Annotated in this window: 20 protein-coding genes; 9 read left to right on the top strand and 11 right to left on the bottom strand. The window is 58.3% G+C overall.

All coding sequences use genetic code 11. The features are described from left to right. Nucleotides 1–9: 9 nt before the first annotated feature. From ACGYLI_RS14870 to ACGYLI_RS14840, 7 genes are all read right to left on the bottom strand, one after another. Nucleotides 10–900, bottom strand: coding sequence for a c-type cytochrome (locus ACGYLI_RS14870; protein WP_394419692.1), 891 nt, complete (start codon nt 898–900; stop codon nt 10–12). A gap of 4 nt (nt 901–904) precedes the next feature. Continuing rightward, nucleotides 905–1,504 carry a cytochrome c gene (locus tag ACGYLI_RS14865; RefSeq protein ID WP_106406159.1) on the bottom strand — a complete coding sequence of 200 codons (600 nt, stop codon included), beginning with the start codon at nt 1,502–1,504 and terminating at the stop codon, nt 905–907. 5 nt (nt 1,505–1,509) lie between these two features. Further along, entirely contained in the window at nt 1,510–1,968 is a 459-nt protein-coding gene (locus ACGYLI_RS14860) for a cytochrome c (protein WP_005619178.1), read from the bottom strand. After that, nucleotides 1,968–2,540, bottom strand: a complete 573-nt coding sequence (locus ACGYLI_RS14855; protein WP_043847205.1) for a L,D-transpeptidase — start codon at nt 2,538–2,540, stop codon at nt 1,968–1,970. Before ACGYLI_RS14855 ends, ACGYLI_RS14860 begins: the two co-directional genes overlap by 1 nt. A gap of 128 nt (nt 2,541–2,668) precedes the next feature. After that, the gene (locus ACGYLI_RS14850) at nt 2,669–3,262 is read right to left on the bottom strand and encodes a L,D-transpeptidase (RefSeq protein WP_005619183.1); all 594 of its coding nucleotides are present in this window, start codon (nt 3,260–3,262) and stop codon (nt 2,669–2,671) included. 17 nt (nt 3,263–3,279) lie between these two features. Beyond that, the gene (locus ACGYLI_RS14845) at nt 3,280–4,722 is read right to left on the bottom strand and encodes an ATP-binding protein (RefSeq protein ID WP_050672446.1); all 1,443 of its coding nucleotides are present in this window, start codon (nt 4,720–4,722) and stop codon (nt 3,280–3,282) included. Further along, entirely contained in the window at nt 4,719–5,438 is a 720-nt protein-coding gene (locus ACGYLI_RS14840; RefSeq protein WP_050672447.1) for a response regulator, read from the bottom strand. The genes ACGYLI_RS14845 and ACGYLI_RS14840 overlap by 4 nt, the downstream gene beginning before the upstream one ends. A 125-nt stretch (nt 5,439–5,563) precedes the next feature. Here ACGYLI_RS14840 and ACGYLI_RS14835 point away from each other — a divergent pair, with 125 nt between their 5' ends. From ACGYLI_RS14835 to ACGYLI_RS14825, 3 genes are all read left to right on the top strand, one after another. After that, a complete protein-coding gene (locus tag ACGYLI_RS14835; protein WP_043847208.1) occupies nt 5,564–6,010 on the top strand; it encodes a DUF411 domain-containing protein in 447 nt (148 codons plus the stop codon). Between the two features lie 97 nt (nt 6,011–6,107). Continuing rightward, a complete protein-coding gene (locus ACGYLI_RS14830; RefSeq protein WP_050672448.1) occupies nt 6,108–6,650 on the top strand; it encodes a hypothetical protein in 543 nt (180 codons plus the stop codon). 119 nt (nt 6,651–6,769) lie between these two features. Then, nucleotides 6,770–7,081, top strand: coding sequence for a DUF2933 domain-containing protein (locus ACGYLI_RS14825; RefSeq protein WP_037953520.1), 312 nt, complete (start codon nt 6,770–6,772; stop codon nt 7,079–7,081). 280 nt (nt 7,082–7,361) lie between these two features. Here the strand turns inward: ACGYLI_RS14825 and ccmI are convergent, their stop codons facing one another. Genes ccmI through ACGYLI_RS14805 form a run of 4 tightly spaced genes read right to left on the bottom strand, consistent with a single transcriptional unit; the run spans nt 7,362 to nt 11,552 of the window. After that, nucleotides 7,362–8,519, bottom strand: a complete 1,158-nt coding sequence (gene ccmI, locus ACGYLI_RS14820) for a c-type cytochrome biogenesis protein CcmI (protein ID WP_394419690.1) — start codon at nt 8,517–8,519, stop codon at nt 7,362–7,364. Next, entirely contained in the window at nt 8,516–8,986 is a 471-nt protein-coding gene (locus ACGYLI_RS14815) for a cytochrome c-type biogenesis protein CcmH (RefSeq protein WP_394419689.1), read from the bottom strand. Before ACGYLI_RS14815 ends, ccmI begins: the two co-directional genes overlap by 4 nt. Then, nucleotides 8,983–9,549 carry a DsbE family thiol:disulfide interchange protein gene (locus tag ACGYLI_RS14810; RefSeq protein ID WP_009824474.1) on the bottom strand — a complete coding sequence of 189 codons (567 nt, stop codon included), beginning with the start codon at nt 9,547–9,549 and terminating at the stop codon, nt 8,983–8,985. The genes ACGYLI_RS14815 and ACGYLI_RS14810 overlap by 4 nt, the downstream gene beginning before the upstream one ends. A 2-nt stretch (nt 9,550–9,551) precedes the next feature. Continuing rightward, on the bottom strand, nt 9,552–11,552 hold the full coding sequence (locus ACGYLI_RS14805; RefSeq protein WP_074840611.1) for a heme lyase CcmF/NrfE family subunit: 2,001 nt from the start codon (nt 11,550–11,552) through the stop codon (nt 9,552–9,554). A 189-nt stretch (nt 11,553–11,741) separates the two neighbouring features. On the opposite strand from ACGYLI_RS14805, the gene ACGYLI_RS14800 reads away from it, so the two are divergent. From ACGYLI_RS14800 to petA, 6 genes are all read left to right on the top strand, one after another. Continuing rightward, the gene (locus tag ACGYLI_RS14800) at nt 11,742–12,293 is read left to right on the top strand and encodes a calcium-binding protein (RefSeq protein ID WP_067627155.1); all 552 of its coding nucleotides are present in this window, start codon (nt 11,742–11,744) and stop codon (nt 12,291–12,293) included. Between the two features lie 39 nt (nt 12,294–12,332). Continuing rightward, a complete protein-coding gene (locus ACGYLI_RS14795) occupies nt 12,333–12,800 on the top strand; it encodes a rhodanese-like domain-containing protein (RefSeq protein ID WP_043847215.1) in 468 nt (155 codons plus the stop codon). A 1-nt stretch (nt 12,801) separates the two neighbouring features. Continuing rightward, on the top strand, nt 12,802–14,253 hold the full coding sequence (locus ACGYLI_RS14790; protein ID WP_043847217.1) for a multicopper oxidase family protein: 1,452 nt from the start codon (nt 12,802–12,804) through the stop codon (nt 14,251–14,253). Between the two features lie 70 nt (nt 14,254–14,323). Beyond that, nucleotides 14,324–14,467 (top strand): hypothetical protein, encoded by a 144-nt coding sequence (locus tag ACGYLI_RS14785; RefSeq protein ID WP_009824469.1) that lies wholly within the window; start codon nt 14,324–14,326, stop codon nt 14,465–14,467. 73 nt (nt 14,468–14,540) lie between these two features. Then, nucleotides 14,541–15,131 carry a TVP38/TMEM64 family protein gene (locus ACGYLI_RS14780; protein ID WP_227512171.1) on the top strand — a complete coding sequence of 197 codons (591 nt, stop codon included), beginning with the start codon at nt 14,541–14,543 and terminating at the stop codon, nt 15,129–15,131. A gap of 87 nt (nt 15,132–15,218) precedes the next feature. Beyond that, the gene (gene petA / locus ACGYLI_RS14775; RefSeq protein ID WP_009824465.1) at nt 15,219–15,776 is read left to right on the top strand and encodes a ubiquinol-cytochrome c reductase iron-sulfur subunit; all 558 of its coding nucleotides are present in this window, start codon (nt 15,219–15,221) and stop codon (nt 15,774–15,776) included. Nucleotides 15,777–15,827: the final 51 nt, after the last annotated feature.

Genomic DNA, 15,827 nt, shown 5'->3' with positions numbered 1-15,827 from the left:
TTCCCAAGATTATGATTTGTTGTCCAGCAGGTAGGTGGCCATCGCATTCAGGTCTGCGTCGCTCAGAAAGCCCGTGCCATAGCGCACGACTTCGGCCATTGATCCACCAAATACGTCGCCAGACGGCGTTATGCCAGATCGCAATGCATAAGCCATATCGTCTGTTGTCCAGCCTTCGGACACAAGATCGCGCGTCCGGATCGAAGGTGCTTTGCCACCTCCCGGCAAGGCGTCGTTGCCGGAAAACCTCTTCGATACTATGCGTGCGCCTGCAAAGTTCCGCGTTGTGTGGCAGGCAGCACAATGTGCCGCCCCGTTGACCAGCAGCTTGCCCCTGTTCCAAGCATCGCTTCGGTCCGCCTCTGGTGCGGTGTCAGGCTTTGTCAGAAAAGCCGCCCGCCAAAGTTTCATCCCCCATCGCTGATCGAACGGAAAAGGCACCTCATGGGACGGGGTCGGCACATTCACGGCTGGCACGGTCTGGAACGCGGCCCACAGATCGGCAATGTCCTGATCCGTGTAGTTTGCATAAAACGGGTAGTTGAAGGTGGGATAATAGGGGTCTCCGTCCGGGGAAATTCCCTGCCTTACCGCTTTTGCAAACTCTTCTACTGTCCAGCCGCCAATCCCGAATTCGACATCGGTGGTCAGATTTGGCGGATAGAATGTCCCGAAATCGGTCCGGAGCGGCGCTCCTCCTGCCAATGGCGCCCCGCCAGCTTCAAAGTTGGTGTGGCACGCAATGCATCCACTGGCGCGCGCCAGATACGACCCCCGCTGGGCATCGCCTTGCAGGGTCAGGTCCGAGACTGGCGCACCGATCGGCCAGGCTATCGTTGCCGCGACAACGCCGATGCCGCCGACGACCCCCGCACCGATGATCCAACGCCACCACCGCATCTGATCACTTGTCCTCTTTGCGGAACTTCTGGTGGCAGGCCGAACAGGTCTGGGCGACCATCGCGAACGCACGGTCGGTCGGCATGTCCGCAAACATCTCGGTCGTCATGGGAAGGTCCGATCCCATCATGCCCCCTCCCATTGCAGGCGCGGACCCGCCACCCATCATCCCGTCAGTGGCGCCGCCCATCATTGATTCGCTACCGTTGCCCTGTGCTGCGGCCAACCCATTGCCTGCGCTCAACTTCAATCCTTCGGCGGCTGTTCTCAACTCTTGCGCAAGGGCCGCGAACTCTTCGCTGTTTTCCCAGACCGACGGCAACGCCTTGGACACTCCGCCACCCGAGCCTTCAGGAAACAGTCGCGTCATTTGCTCACCGGCATGGCCGATCATCGCGCCAGCTTCCCTGCGGACGACATCGGCGTCATAAGGTACCTGACCCCGCATCATGGGTGATAGCGTCTTGAGTGTTTTGGCCATCGCGGACATGCCCTGCATCCGCTCCAGCACCACGCCGGTTGCTCCGGAATGCGCCAAGGCAGCAACGCCGGTCGTCCCGATCGCAATGGCAGTAATCCATATCTTCATGTTCATGTTGGTCATTGCTGTCAATTGATCCCGTTGGCGCGCTGAAGTTCCCGCACATATGCAACAACCATCTTCACATCGCCGGGTGTGACGCCTTCAACTGGCGGCATATTGCCAAACTTCCAATGGTGCGCTCTGACACCTTGTTTCGCGGCAAGCAAAAAAGCGGCGTCACCGTGATGGCTCGGTTCATAGATCTTGTGGACAAGCGGCGGTGCCACGCCATTCTGTCCGGCAGCATTCGCACCGTGACAAGCGGCGCAAGCGCCATCGAAAACACGCTTTCCCAATTGGGCATTTGCTGAGAATTCAGCAGGCACAACCACGTCTGCAATCGGCGCGCCCTCTTCCGTCTGCGAAAGATCAGGCGTTGTCATTGTGTGGCCGGGCATCGAAGACGATGGCTGCAATTGCTGCCAGATCACAACCGCGCCACCGACGACAAAAAACGCCGCAATCAGGATGCCGGACTTCGACATCAGATTAATCGTACCTGCGTGCCGACCGGTGTCCTTTCGAACACCTCGATGATTTGCTCGTTGTAGAGACCGATACACCCGCTTGAAGAGCGTCTTCCGATCTTGCGCGTATCATGGGTGCCGTGAATCCTGTAGTACGTCCAACTCAGGTGCAGGGCACGGACGCCCAACGGGTTATCCGGCCCGGGCGGCATATAGGCTGGCAAAGACGGGTCACGTTCGCGCATGGAGGGTGTAGGGGTCCAGTCAGGTTCGGGGTCCTTGAACGTGACTGTCGTGTAGCCGCGCTTTGTCAGCTCGTCAGACAAGGGAACCGATGTCGGATAAATGCGCATTTCGCCATCGGCCGTCCAGTGTTGCATCACGCGGGTAACGGTGTCTGCGATGATGATACCCTTGTCCAAAGCGTCAAAGTGGTCTTGCCAAGCGTGTGTACGAAACGATGAGATATTCCTTCGGACACTGGTTTGATCCACCTGCGCACGCAGGATGGACGGGGCCGCGAAAGCTGCCGATGCGGCACCTGCCGTGAATGCTCGACGCGTTACACGTGTTTGCTTGCGGGTCATCATATGGCCTCATGTTGTTGTCTGCCTATCCACTAGACTACCCGCCTGGTTGCATTTCATGAACAGTCCGGGGCCTGATATTATGTAACGATATGTATCCCGGCCAACGGACACGTCTTCGCGCTGCTGCCTCAAACCTCGATGGGTTTCAGGACAACACGCGTGTCGAGCGGGACCTTCTCATAGAGTTCGATGATCTGATTATTGGTAAGCCTTGCACAGCCGTTTGAGACACGTCGACCAATCGTCTTCGGATCCGTTGTGCCGTGAATTCTCAGGTAGGTGTCCCCACGCCCTGGCTGGTAAAGATACAAGGCGCGGGCACCGAGTGGATTGTTCAGCCCACCGGGCACACCGCCCGCAAAACGAAGATATCGGTCAGGATCTCTGGCTATCATGGCGGGTGTGGGCGTCCACCGCGGCCACTTTTGCTTGCGCGCGACATAGAACTCGCCGGATTCATAGAGCCCCTCCCGGCCAATTCCGACGGTATACCTGATTGCCCGATTGTTCGGCAAAGTCCAAAATAAAGCGAACTGGTTCGGATCGACATGTATTTCTCCCGGTTTGTCTGCCTCGGTGAACGGAACCTGGCGCGGCAACTGCTCCGGGGGCACCACAGATGGCCCGACGCGCCGGTCGTGCTCTGCGTCACTATGCGCGAATGCTGTTTTTCCACTCACCGAAAGAGCTGCAACAGAAGTCAGGAAATATCTTCGTTTCATATACTTGCCTCACTAAACTAGTCGGGTTTGAGGTGACGAACAACCCGCGCCATATGTGGCGAGCCTTCCTCTTTCGGGGCTGACTCGGCGCTTTGTTTGACGGGCAGCGTGATTTCAGCGCGCAGACCCCCATCAGTGCGGTTTTTCAGTTCGATAGAACCACCGTGCTCAAGGATGATGCTGCGCGCAATCGACAGCCCCAGGCCATGACCGCCGGTATCCTGTGATCGCGACGTCTCGAGCCTGACATAGGGTCCGAAAACAGCCTCCAGCTGATTGTCGGGAATACCGGGCCCCTGATCGTCGATGGCGACCACTACCTCACTGCCCATGCGTTGCCACGAAACCCTGGCCTCACTCCCGTAGCGGATCGCGTTCTCAATCAGGTTTCTCAACGCGCGCCCCATCGCGCTTGGTTTCACGGATACGATGAGTGGACCTTGGCTGGTCACCTGAACCTTGTCCAAGCCCATACCAGTGATCAGATCGTGCAAATCAACCGATTGGACCTCTTCATGCTGTCCGACGCCCTTCGCGAAATCGAGGGTCGCATCGACCATCCGTTGCATCTCTTCACTTGACGCCACCAAGGACGTGCGCGTGTCTTCGTCGTCCACCATTTCGGCCCGCACCCTAAGCGCCGTCAAAGGCGAGCGCAGATCATGCGCAAGCGCTGCAAGCATCTGGGTCCGGTCACTGACAAATCGCGTCAGGCGATCCTGCATGATGTTGAATGATCGGGTCAGATCCCGAACTTCCTTCGGCCCTACGACCGGCAGATCGCCCTTGGCGGCGCCGCGACCCAGACGTTCGGACGCAGTCGCGAGATCGTTGAGTGGTCCGGTCAGTCGGGACAGGAGAAACCAGAAACTTGCAACCAGCAGAAGTCCCGCAGTCAGTGCAAAGGATATGTTGGACGCCAGCGACCTTTGCAGAGGCGGCCGTTCGAACCGCGTCTCGATGTTGAGCCAATTCCCACCGGACAGCGCAATGGACAGCTCCATCTCGATGGCCGCAAGGCTGCCCTGCATCATTTCGGCGTGCATTTGCGCCATTTCCGGTGACAGGTTCGGAAGGGGCAGCAGACCTCCCTCGATTTCATGAACCTCAACCCGGATATCCCGGCTGTAGCTTTCCTGAAGCAGTGCCCGTATCCGCGCTTCGACCGCTCCACCGTCATCGTGTTGTCCGTGTGCAACCGACGGCTCGTCTGTAAGGTCGAACCGTACGAGCGGAGACGTTGCCGCGCGGACGATCTGGGCATGCAATTCCGGGGGTGCGCCTTCAATCAACTGTGCGACATTTGCGGCCCTTCCGGCGGCTTCGGCACCGATGGCGGCCTGAATGGCTAACGAGCGTTCATCAACGAAAAACCAAAGACTCAGAGCTTGCGCGAGGATCAAGACACCGAGGACCAGAAGGGCAATCTGTGCACGCAACGTCCGCGGAAGCAGCTTCATTCGCAAATCTCGACATCGCAGGAAAGACTATACCCCCCATGCCGGACAGTCGCGATGATCTTCGGGCGCAAAACGTCCTCTTCCATCTTCCGGCGCAACCGGCTCACCTGATTGTCGATGGTTCGGTCCAATGGACCGGCGACCCGGCCGGTGCTCAATTTGAGCAGCTCGTCGCGGCCAATGACCGTCCTTGGCCTTTGCAGGAACAGGGTCAGGAGTTTGAGTTCACCGGATGTAAGTTGCGTACGCGAACCGCCTTGGTCAATCAGTGTGCGGCCATCGAAATCCAGCTTTAGGTGTGCAAACTTCAACGTTTTCCCCGCAAAACCATTCGGTTTTGGGATCAGCTGCGTCCGACGCAATATCGCGTTGATCCGCGCCACCAGTTCCTTGGGATTAAACGGCTTGGCGAGATAATCGTCTGCCCCGCCATCCAGACCCGCGATGCGGTCTTCGTCGTCACCCAATGCGGTCAGCATCAGGATCGGAATATGCCCTTCCTTGCGCAATCGCCTGCACGCGGACAGCCCGTCTTCCCCCGGCATCATCACATCGAGGACAATCAGATCGAAATGCGCTTCCGCCAGCCTTGCGTCCATCTCAACTGCATTTTCCGCCGCTGAAGCACGCATGCCGTTGCGTTCCAGATAACTGGTGACGGATTTCCGAATCTCTGAATGGTCATCGACGACAAGGATGCGTGGCAGATCGCTCATGCCGCCAACATAGTCATTTTCACCAAGGGACGCCCATCCCGTGTTTGTAGCCAAATGTAACAGCGCGGGCAGTCGACTTCGGGATACCGAGCAACTATTTAAGGAAGAACATCGAGGAGTTTTAAGTGAACCGACGTGAATTTGGCCTTACGGCACTCAGCCTGGCCTTGGCCGGGCCTGCTTTGTCGCAAACCGCCGCACCCACGTTGCAGGTGACAAAGACACCGACCTGCGGCTGCTGCGGCGCTTGGGTAAATGAGATGATCGCTGCCGGTTTCAAGGCATCGGTCGAGGACGTGGATTACGACACGCTTCAGGTTCTGAAGCAGAAACACGGCATCGCGCCGGAACTGGCAGGATGTCACACTACGTCCGTGGGCGGATATTTCGTCGAGGGTCACGTGCCTGCGGCTGACATCGGGCGGTTGCTGAGCGAAAAACCTGTCGCGCGCGGACTGACAGCACCGGGAATGCCCATGGGTTCGCCCGGCATGGGCCCCCAAGGTGATCCCTATGATGTGCTGCTTGTACTGATGGATGGGTCGACGCAAGTCTTCGCAACCCACGGCTGACGTGTTTGCCCGCGATACGTTCCGACAAAGTTTTTCGCCGACCTTACCATTCGGCAGATTTTGTTGGAACGTATCCGTTCTGAGCTTGGCAAGCATATTGCCGTTCCTGCTTGTCTACATCCTCGCAACGCCTGGTTTTGCGACGCTGCTGCTGACGAATGGGACCGCGCTCTCGCGCTTCCTCCGGCAGGTCTTTACCAATGGGTTTGTGGTCGTTTTCCTCGTGAATTACTTGGGGTTCGTTTCCGCATCGGTCGCGCTGAAGCAGTACCAGCATCGGCCGATTGTTTACCTGGTTTTAGATGGCCTGCTGCGGAGTGTCGCATTCATTGGGGTTCACATTGCCGTCTATGTGATGTCGGCCGATCTGTTCGGCTCGTTCAACGGCAGCCGTGCAACAGCTTTGAGCGTGGTCGGACCAACGCTCGAGCGGTCGTTCATGTTTGGGAACATCTCGGGCGTATATCTCTATGCCCTGGCGCCCGGCACCTTCATCGCGCTTCTGGTGGTTCTGACAGAACCTTCTGGCGAGGCATCGAAGCCTACCATGTTCAGGACAATGAGCATGGCCTTGCTGTTCAGCCTGACCCCGATCCCCCTCGTCACATTCCTGTCCTATGCGTTGGATCTGGCAACCTGACGGGCCAACTTGGTCAACGACCCGCAGGCTGTCATCTGATCAAATTGTATCCGAATGTACCCTTGACCTTGCCTCACTGGAATGTCGCAGAAGAACACGAGCATATTCTGGAGAGCTACATGTCTGACAATCAAAGTCAAAAATCCACCGGTTCATCGAAACTGATGCAGTATGGTATGATGGCCTGTTGTGCCGTTATGTTGTTTCCAGTCGCCGCATTCTTTATTGCAGGCGGCACGATCGCGGGTCTGTGGGGCAACGTCGGCCTTTTTGCGCCGCTCGCACTTTGTCTTGGTGCGCATGTCGTCATGCACAGGATGATGGGAAAGTCGTGTCACGGGTCAAGAGTTGAACAGGCGAACGAGGCGACTGTGGATGCAGAATTTGAAGATGGCCAAGCTCCCGAACGAGAACTGGTACGCGCCCGCTAGAACGCGGCTGACAATCGGAATTCCGATTGCAGGTATTCTGGCCCTCGGCGGTTGTGCCCAGTCGGCCTCGGGCAAGCTTTGCCCACTTGAGCCCCCTTCCGTGACACGGGATGCGGCACACGACGTCATGCTTCCCGTAGGATGTCGCTTGGTCGGTCAGTCTGAAGGTACTACCCACGAAATAGTCTGTGACGACGGCCGGACCGGATGGGCTTTCGATTAAGCGCCAAACCTTGATCCTGCCTCACATTCACCTGCACAGCGACGGTCGCCCACGCCACTACGGGCGCAACCGTTCCAACGCGCTTTGCACGGCTTGACGGCGCGGGTCATCTCCCGGCACCTCCGACAACAGGATTTCAGCGTGTTCAAACGCCGCGATTGCCGGCGCGGTATCACCCAGAACCGAATAGGCATTGCCAAGCCGCATCCATCCATCAAGATCGTCAGGCTCATCTTCCAGCCGCGTGGCCAGCCGTTCGACCATCGAGCGGATGAAATCCTGTCGTTCCTCCACACTCATGTCCTGCGCGTTTTCGATGTCTTCCTGTGTCGGGCCGGACGCACTGGTCTTCGGGGCATAGTCGGCCAGCGAGATCGGAGCCTTGCCGATCTTCGCGCCAATCCGGTTGGCTTCGCCAACAAAGCTTTCCATCCACGGGAAAAACCTATCCGCATCGTCCAGCCGGGCCACCAGCGTTTCGTGAGCCCGAGCCTCATCGCCCTTCTGCTCGAGCGAGACTGCCTTGAAAAAGGCAGCACCGGGATTGGAAGGATCCAGTTCGTACGCCCGATCAATCGCGGTGTCCGCTTCAGGTGTCACCACACCTTGCTCTGCGTAGATCAGAACCTCGGCCAACATGGAGAAGACGGCGGAATCGGCCTCCGGTCGTTGTGCGACAACTCTATATGCATCGGCTGCATCCGCATACCGGCCCATTTTCGAATAGGTTTGCCCCAGCAGCATCCAGCCTTCCGAAGGCCCGCCTTCGGGGTCTGAACTGAGCCGGACGTACAGACGATCTGTCAATTCGGCGATTTCCGCCGCTTCCTGCCGTTCAGTGGCACGTTCGGCAAAGGCGACACCTGGGATCTCTGGCGAGCCCATTGCGGAGTAATATCCAAAAGCGAAGACCGGCACGAACACTGCGCTCAGAACGACCATCAAGCGGCCCCCTGCCGCCGGTTTCCCATCTGACAGAACGGACCGGCGCGACTGCACGAGGATCCGTCTCTTGATCTCCTGCTCCGCCGCCGTGGCCTCGGTGTCGGAAATGACACCGCGCTCAAGATCCCGCCGAACCTCATCCAACTGATCCATGAGGACCGCATCCGTGGCGTCAGCCGGGACGGGTGTCCGCGACGACCGATGGCGCAGCGGCAGGCCCATGAAAAGCAGACCGACAATGGATAACAGGGCGAAAACCAACCAGATCATGAACCGTCCTTTGAAGCGTTCTCTTCAATGAAACGCGCAATTTCCGCTTTTTCGTCATCGGAAAATCCCGTTGCGGCAGCCCTGCGCCGGCTTCTCGAAATGACGGCCCAGCCGACAAGCAGCGAAACAAGCGCAAACACGAAGGGCGCCATCCAGAGCGCGAGAGTGGCGCGATTCAGGGGCGGGCGCATCAGGACATAATCGCCATACCGGGCGTGGATGTACGCGATGACCTCCTTGTCGCTGTCACCGGCAACAAGCCTTTCGCGCACCAGTATGCGCAGGTCCCGCGCAACCCCGGCGTTGGAGCTGTCGATGTCCTGATTCTGGCAGACAACGCAGCGCAGTTCCCGTGATATTTCACGGGCGCGTTGCTCCAGTACAGGATCCTGCAACATCTCGTCTGGCTCGACCGCCAAGGCCGTCACCGGAAGCAGCAGGAGGAAAGCAAATGCGATATACCTCATCCGTTCTGGCCCCTTGCTAACGCGCCAGCCTGGATCAATGCTTCCCTGAATGTGGAAATCGCCGTTTCGCCCACGACGGGGCCGACATATCTGAACAACACCGTCCCGTCAGAGCCGACAATGAATGTTTCAGGTACGCCCGAAAGGCCCCATTCAATCCCCACTCTGCCGCTCAGATCAGACCCGATCCTTTCGTAGGGATTGCCAAGCTCAGCAAGCCATTTAGTCGCATCCTCCGGCTTGTCCTTGTAATTGATCCCGAACAACGTCAGCCCGTCCTTTTCGACCATCTGGGTCAGAACCCCGTGTTCGGCCCGGCAGGGCACGCACCACGAGGCAAACACGTTCACGATGACCGGTCGCGGGTTCCCGACCAGATCGGCGCGGGAAAGCCCTGGCGTCTCCAACCCGTCGACAGCGGCCAGATCGAATTCGGGTGCCGGCTGCGAGATCAGAACCGAAGGAATGTTGTTCGGGTCCCGGTCCGGGTTCAAGCCCCACAGAAAAAACCCCCCGAAAATGGCCGCGATTGCCAGCGGAATGAATGCCAGTATACGTCCCATGCCTACTCCGCAGGAAGTGCTGCGGGCGCTGTCGCCTTGCGACGGGGTGCCCCGACGCGCAACCGCCGGTCAGACAGCGAAAGACCCCCACCAAGCACAAGCATCGCCGATCCGATCCAGATAAAGTTGACCAGAGGTTCATACAGGATGCGCAGGGTCCAAGCCCCTTGCGTGCTCTCGTCCTCGGCGGCCGGATTTGCGATGGACGCATAGAGATCACCGGCCATTGTCGATCTGATGGCGCTCTCTGTGGTGGTGGTTTGCGCGACCGGATAGGTACGCCGCTCCGGGAAGAGATCGGTGACATAGTTCCCCTCCCGGGCCACACGAAGCGTGCCACGATCCGCGAAGTAATTTGGCCCACGCACACGTTCGGCCCCCTCAAAGGTGACATCGAACCCACCAATGCTGACCTCTGTACCGGGCCGGACAAAGATGATTTCCTCGGATTTCCAGACCGTCGAGCCGATAAATCCGAACATCGCCATCGCGAGCCCCGCATGAGCCAGTGTCATCCCATGAGAGGATCTGGGCAGGTTGCGTGCACGGCGCACCGATTCCGGGAACGGTGCCTCAAACAGCTTTATGCGCATCGCCCATTCCCGCAGGGTTGAGAAAAACAGCCAGAATGCAAGCATCAGCGACAGATACCCCAACACCGGACCGCCCTCGGCGAGATACCAGGTCACCAATGTCGCGAGCACGGCCAGAACGACCACGAAACGCAACCGCTGCAGAACGCCCGCCAGATCGGCACGTTTCCAGGACAGGTAAGGCCCCAGCCCCATCGCAAAGACGAGCGGCAGCATCACGGGAATAAAGGACGCATTGAAGAAGGGCGGCCCCACCGACAGTTTTTCACCGCCCGTCGCGGCTTCGTAGAAGAGCGGGTACAAGGTGCCGAACAGCACAATGCCGGTGGCCGTGGCCAGCAGCAGGTTGTTCACCAATAGCCCCGCTTCCCGGCTGATCGGCTTAAACAGGCCGCCGGGCTCCATTGTCGGCGCGCGCCAGGCAAACAGAGCAAGGGAACCGCCGATCGAAACGGCCAGCAATCCAAGGATATAAAGTCCCCTTTCCGGGTCGACCGCGAATGCATGCACAGAGGTCAGCAGGCCCGATCGGACAATGAACGTGCCCAAGAGCGATAGGGAAAAAGTCAGGATCGCCAGAAGGATTGTCCAGCTTTTGAACGCATCCCGTTTCTCCGTCACGATTGCGGAATGCAGCAGTGCCGTGCCCATCAGCCATGGCATGAAACTGACGTTCTCAACGGGGTCCCAGAACCACCAGCCGCCCCAGCCAAGCTCATAATAGGCCCACCAGGATCCCAGCGCGATGCCTGCGGTCAGGCTCATCCAGGCAGCCAGCGTCCACGGACGTACCCACCGTGCCCAGGCCGCGTCCACCCGCCCTTCGATCAGGGCGGCAACCGCGAACGAAAAGACAATCGAGAACCCGACATACCCGAAGTAGAGAAGCGGCGGGTGCATGGCGAGACCGACATCCTGCAATAATGGGTTGAGGTCCTGACCGTCGTCTGGCGGAGGGAAAACGCGGTCGAAGGGATTGGACGTCAGCAGCATGAAAGTCAGGAAACCGACACTGATCCAGGCCTGCACCGACAGCGTTCTTGCCTTCAGCGACAGAGGAATGTTCGATCCGAAGAGGGCGACCGCCGCACCAAACACCGTCAGGATAAGGGTCCACAGCAACAGGGATCCTTCGTGACTGCCCCAGGTGCCTGCCACCTTGAACAGCATCGGTTTGAGTGAATTGGAATTCTCCACCACGTTCTTGACCGTGAAGTCGCTTGTGACGAAGGCTTGCATCAGCGCCAGAAACGCGATGCCGACAAAGAAAACCTGACCGAACGAGGACCATCTGGCAGACTGCATCCACAGGATGTTTCCGCGCCCCGCACCGAGGATGGGCAGCACACTTTGAACAAGCGCCATGGCCAAGGCCAGTGCCAGCGCGAAATGACCGATTTCAGGTGTCAAAGGATCATCAGCCTCTTCAATGAATTCACTGGATCGACGTCTGTCTAGCAAATCGTCCGGCGAACTGTGAGTGGTTGCTTTGTCACCGTTTGTAACAGGATGCTGTGACAAATGATTACAAAACGGCCCGCGCTTGGCCTTTAATCAAAGCGCTATAACGCCAATGTATCTAGGGTAAGTCTGAAAGGAATGAGAAATGAAAAACAAGAAATTATTGCGCTTGGCGTGGTGATCGCGGTTGGCATGGCGCAAACAGCATTTGCGGAATCCGACGGGGCTGCCGACAGCAAGCCTGACAGCGGGAATATGTCCGGCATGGCGATGGGCGATGGCGACAATCAGATGGGCATGATGGGCGGGGACATGATGCCGATGATGCGAAAAATGATGAAGATGCATGCCGCTATGATGGGTGGCCAGGGCAACATGATGGGAATGATGGATCGGGACATGATGTCGACAATGATGTCCGGTGGACAGCCTCATGAAATGGCCGCGCAGATGTCCGAAAAAATGCGGGAGTTCGATGCGAATTCCGATGGAGCGTTGACACTTGACGAGTTCGAAGCCTTGCATATGGACGCAATGCGCGCGCGCATGGTAGATCGCTTTCAGCATCTCGATGCGGACGGTAACGGCCAGATCTCTCAGGACGAGATGGAAGATGCCGGTACACGGATGAGCAAAATGAACGGTACTTCCACCGGAACGGACATGGAAGGTCATCATGACAGCGAATAAGGGTCAAGCCTGCGGCACTCCGCTTGATGGGGGCAAATTATGGCCTTCTTTCTGACGCGCCGCGGCGCAAGCCTTGCGATGTTGGCCAGTTCCGTTGCACCTTTCTCGGCTGTCGCCCAGACCGCCGAGGTCTGGTCGGCGGACATGGCAGCAGATGCGCTGCAACAGGACCTGATCCGGATGATCGACGTTCGGTCGCGACCGGAATGGACCGACACCGGCGTTGCCGACGGTACCTGGCCCATCAGCCTGCATGAGGACCGTTTCGCCGAGCGGCTTTTTGCCGCCCGGGAACGGGCCGAAGGGCGGCCTGTCGCGCTCATCTGTGCGACAGGCGGGCGGTCTGGCCGCGTCATGCGAAGTCTTCGGCAGGCTGGCTACAGCGGCTTTCTTGACGTATCCGAAGGCATGCTCGGTTCTGCCGCCGGACCGGGCTGGATCGCGGGCGGTTATCCGGTCGTCAGTGTCGATATGGCTCTGGCGGCGCTGCCAGAGGAATTGAGTTGAAGTGAAACTGTTGAACCGTCGAGAACTGTTGGGCCATGCTGCAGGCTTTGGGGCTGCATTTGCCCTGCCATCGGCTGCATTCGCGGCATCGGACAAGAGGCTCGCGTATCCTCCCCTTCTCGATGCGACGACATCCCGGCTTTTTCAGCTGGAAGCCCGCACGGGCGAGACCCGTTTTGACGACGGTGCCGCCAGCGAAACGTTCGGCTACAACCAGGGATACCTTGGCCCGACGATCCGGGTGCAGGCCGGGGTCGAGACACGGGCAGAGGTGCACAACACGCTTGGCGAGCCGATGTCGGCGCATTGGCACGGGTTGGTTGTTGCCGGTGAGTTCGATGGCGGACCACATCAGGCCATCGCACCGGGAGACACCTGGAAGCCGGTGCTGGACCTTGACCAGCCCCCGGCAACGGCCTGGTATCACAGCCACATTCACGGCGCGACGGCACGGCAGGTCATGCTGGGGCTGGCGGGTGTTCTGCAGGTGACGGATGACGCGGATGACGCCCGTGGATTGCCATCCGCCTACGGGGTCGATGATCTGACCCTTGTATTGCAGGACCGTCAGTTCAACTGGCGCGGACGCCTGAAATACGATCCCGGCATGCACCAGTCCATGAACGGGTTTCAGGGCGACACAATGGTTGTGAACGGTCAAATCGGCGCGTCGGCAGCGGTTCCGAAGGGGATCGTGCGGTGCCGTGTCGTCAACGGCTCGAATGCGCGGGTTTACCGCCTGTCCATGTCTGACAGCCGGTCGCTTCATCTCATCGCGACAGATGCCGGATTTCTGGATCGACCGATTGCGCTGAACCGCCTGACCCTTGCACCAGGAGAGCGCGCAGAAGTGCTTGTGGATTTCACAAGCGGGCGGGACAGTGTTTTGAAGTCCGACGATATCATTAATTCGGCCATGGGCGGAATGATGGGCGGCGGCGGTTCCGGCAGTCCATTCACCGTGCTGCCTTTCGCTGTCGACACAACCCTTCCGGTTCGCATCGACGCCCTGCCCGGCTCTCTGGACGGGCAGTTGCCTGATCTTGCGGTCAAGGACGCGCCAGTCCGACGTCTGTCACTGGATATGTCGATGGGCATGGGGATGATGTTCTCGCGGTCCGGTAACCGATTTTCGATCAACGGCGCGTCATACGATTCGGGAACGCTCAATTTTTCCACCAAACTCAACAGCATCGAGCGTTGGATTGTGCGTGGGGCCATGATGATGCACCCGTTCCATGTTCACGGCGTCCGGTTTCAGGTCCTGTCGGAAAACGGTACGGCACCGCGTGCAGAGAACAGGGGTTGGAAGGATACGGTACTGGTGGATGGTGAAGTGGAGCTTGCGATGAAATTCGAAAAACCTGCCTCAGCGGCTGCGCCCTACATGTATCACTGCCACATTCTGGAACACGAAGACGGCGGCATGATGGGGCAATTCAGTGTTGCTTAGCGCAGAAATCCCTTTACCCTCCGCTGACAGGAACCTTTAGGGGAATCCTATTCCTCGATAGAGGTTTGAGATGAAAACCGAATTGCACATCAAGCGGCTGACCCTCGCCGGCGGGCTGTTGATCGTCATCTCTGCGCCTATGCATTTCATCTTGCCCGAGCAAAGGCCAATTGTCTTCGCAGCTCTCTTTCTTTTGGTGCTCCATGCCGCTTAGCAAACCGCGCCTGCATCGGGTTGGGCTATGGTTGGTGGTTGCGCTTGGCGTACTTTTGATAGCCATATGGGCAATGGGATATGGCCCGGCGATAGCCCGCGAGACTATCGAGGTCTGGATAGAGCGGGCCGGCGCTTTGGGACCGTTGCTCATCATCGTGCTCATGATGGTTTCGATCGTGGCAAGCCCCATTCCAAGTGCACCGGTCGCACTGGTGGCAGGCGCGGCGTATGGTCATGTTGCCGGAGCTGTCTATGTCGCCATCGGGTCGGAACTGGGTGCACTCGTGGCATTCATCATCGCCCGCTATATCGGGCGCGACCACGTTGAGCGCTGGCTTGGGGATAAGGCCGGTTTCGGGTTATTGGGCTCTCAAAATCTGTTGATGTTGACGGTGTTCGCGTCTCGCCTCTTGCCCTTCATCTCGTTTGACGCAATGAGCTACGCTGCCGGTCTCAGCCGCCTGCGCCTTTGGCGGTTCCTGATCGCAACTCTGGCAGGCATTCTTCCAGCCAGTTTCCTGCTCGCGCATTTCGGAGCAGAGGCCATGTCGGGAGATTTCGGCACTGCTGAGTGGATCATCATCGGTCTTGGATTGATGACTGCCGCACCGTTGCTGGTCGCAGCGCTCTGGCGAACAAATCGGTCAACCAACGCTTCCTAAGTCTGAGTATGTCAGCAAAAATGAAAACCGTGATTGCCTACTTTACCATTGACCTTCCCCCACAGGAAGCTGCGACCGTGAATCGCTATGGATACACAAACACCACAACTCCGCCGGGATTTCCTGTACTACGCCACCGCCGGAACGGGCGCGGTTGCCGTAGGGGCTGCGGTCTGGCCATTGCTCAATCAGATGAACCCATCCGCCGATGTCCGCGCGCTGTCCCAGATCCGCGTCGATATCTCCGGTGTGGAACCCGGAACGCAATTGACTGTCAGTTTTCTCGGCAAGCCGGTGTTCATCCGGCACAGGACCGACGCGGAAATCGCGCAGGCCCGTTCGGAAGATGTGCTTTCCCTTCCTGATACCGTCGCCAGAAATCCCAACATATCCGGAGATGACCTGGCCACCGATGCAAACAGGGCAGTGGCGGGAAATGAGAATTTCTTGGTCATGATAGGCGTTTGCACGCATCTGGGATGTGTACCACTTGGTGACGGAGCCGGCGATTTTGGTGGTTGGTTCTGTCCCTGTCATGGCTCCCATTATGATACAGCAGGACGCATTCGAAAGGGTCCGGCACCGGAGAACCTGCATATTCCCACGATGTCCGTTTCGGAAGACATGATACTGACCCTGGGCTGACAGGAGCTTCGCGCATCGCGAAGGCCCATAAAATTCATACGCAGCGTTGTC

This window comes from Sulfitobacter sp. 1A13421 (assembly GCF_043557285.1).
Lineage (GTDB): Bacteria > Pseudomonadota > Alphaproteobacteria > Rhodobacterales > Rhodobacteraceae > Sulfitobacter > Sulfitobacter faviae.
This window is presented reverse-complemented; position numbering and strand designations above follow the sequence as displayed.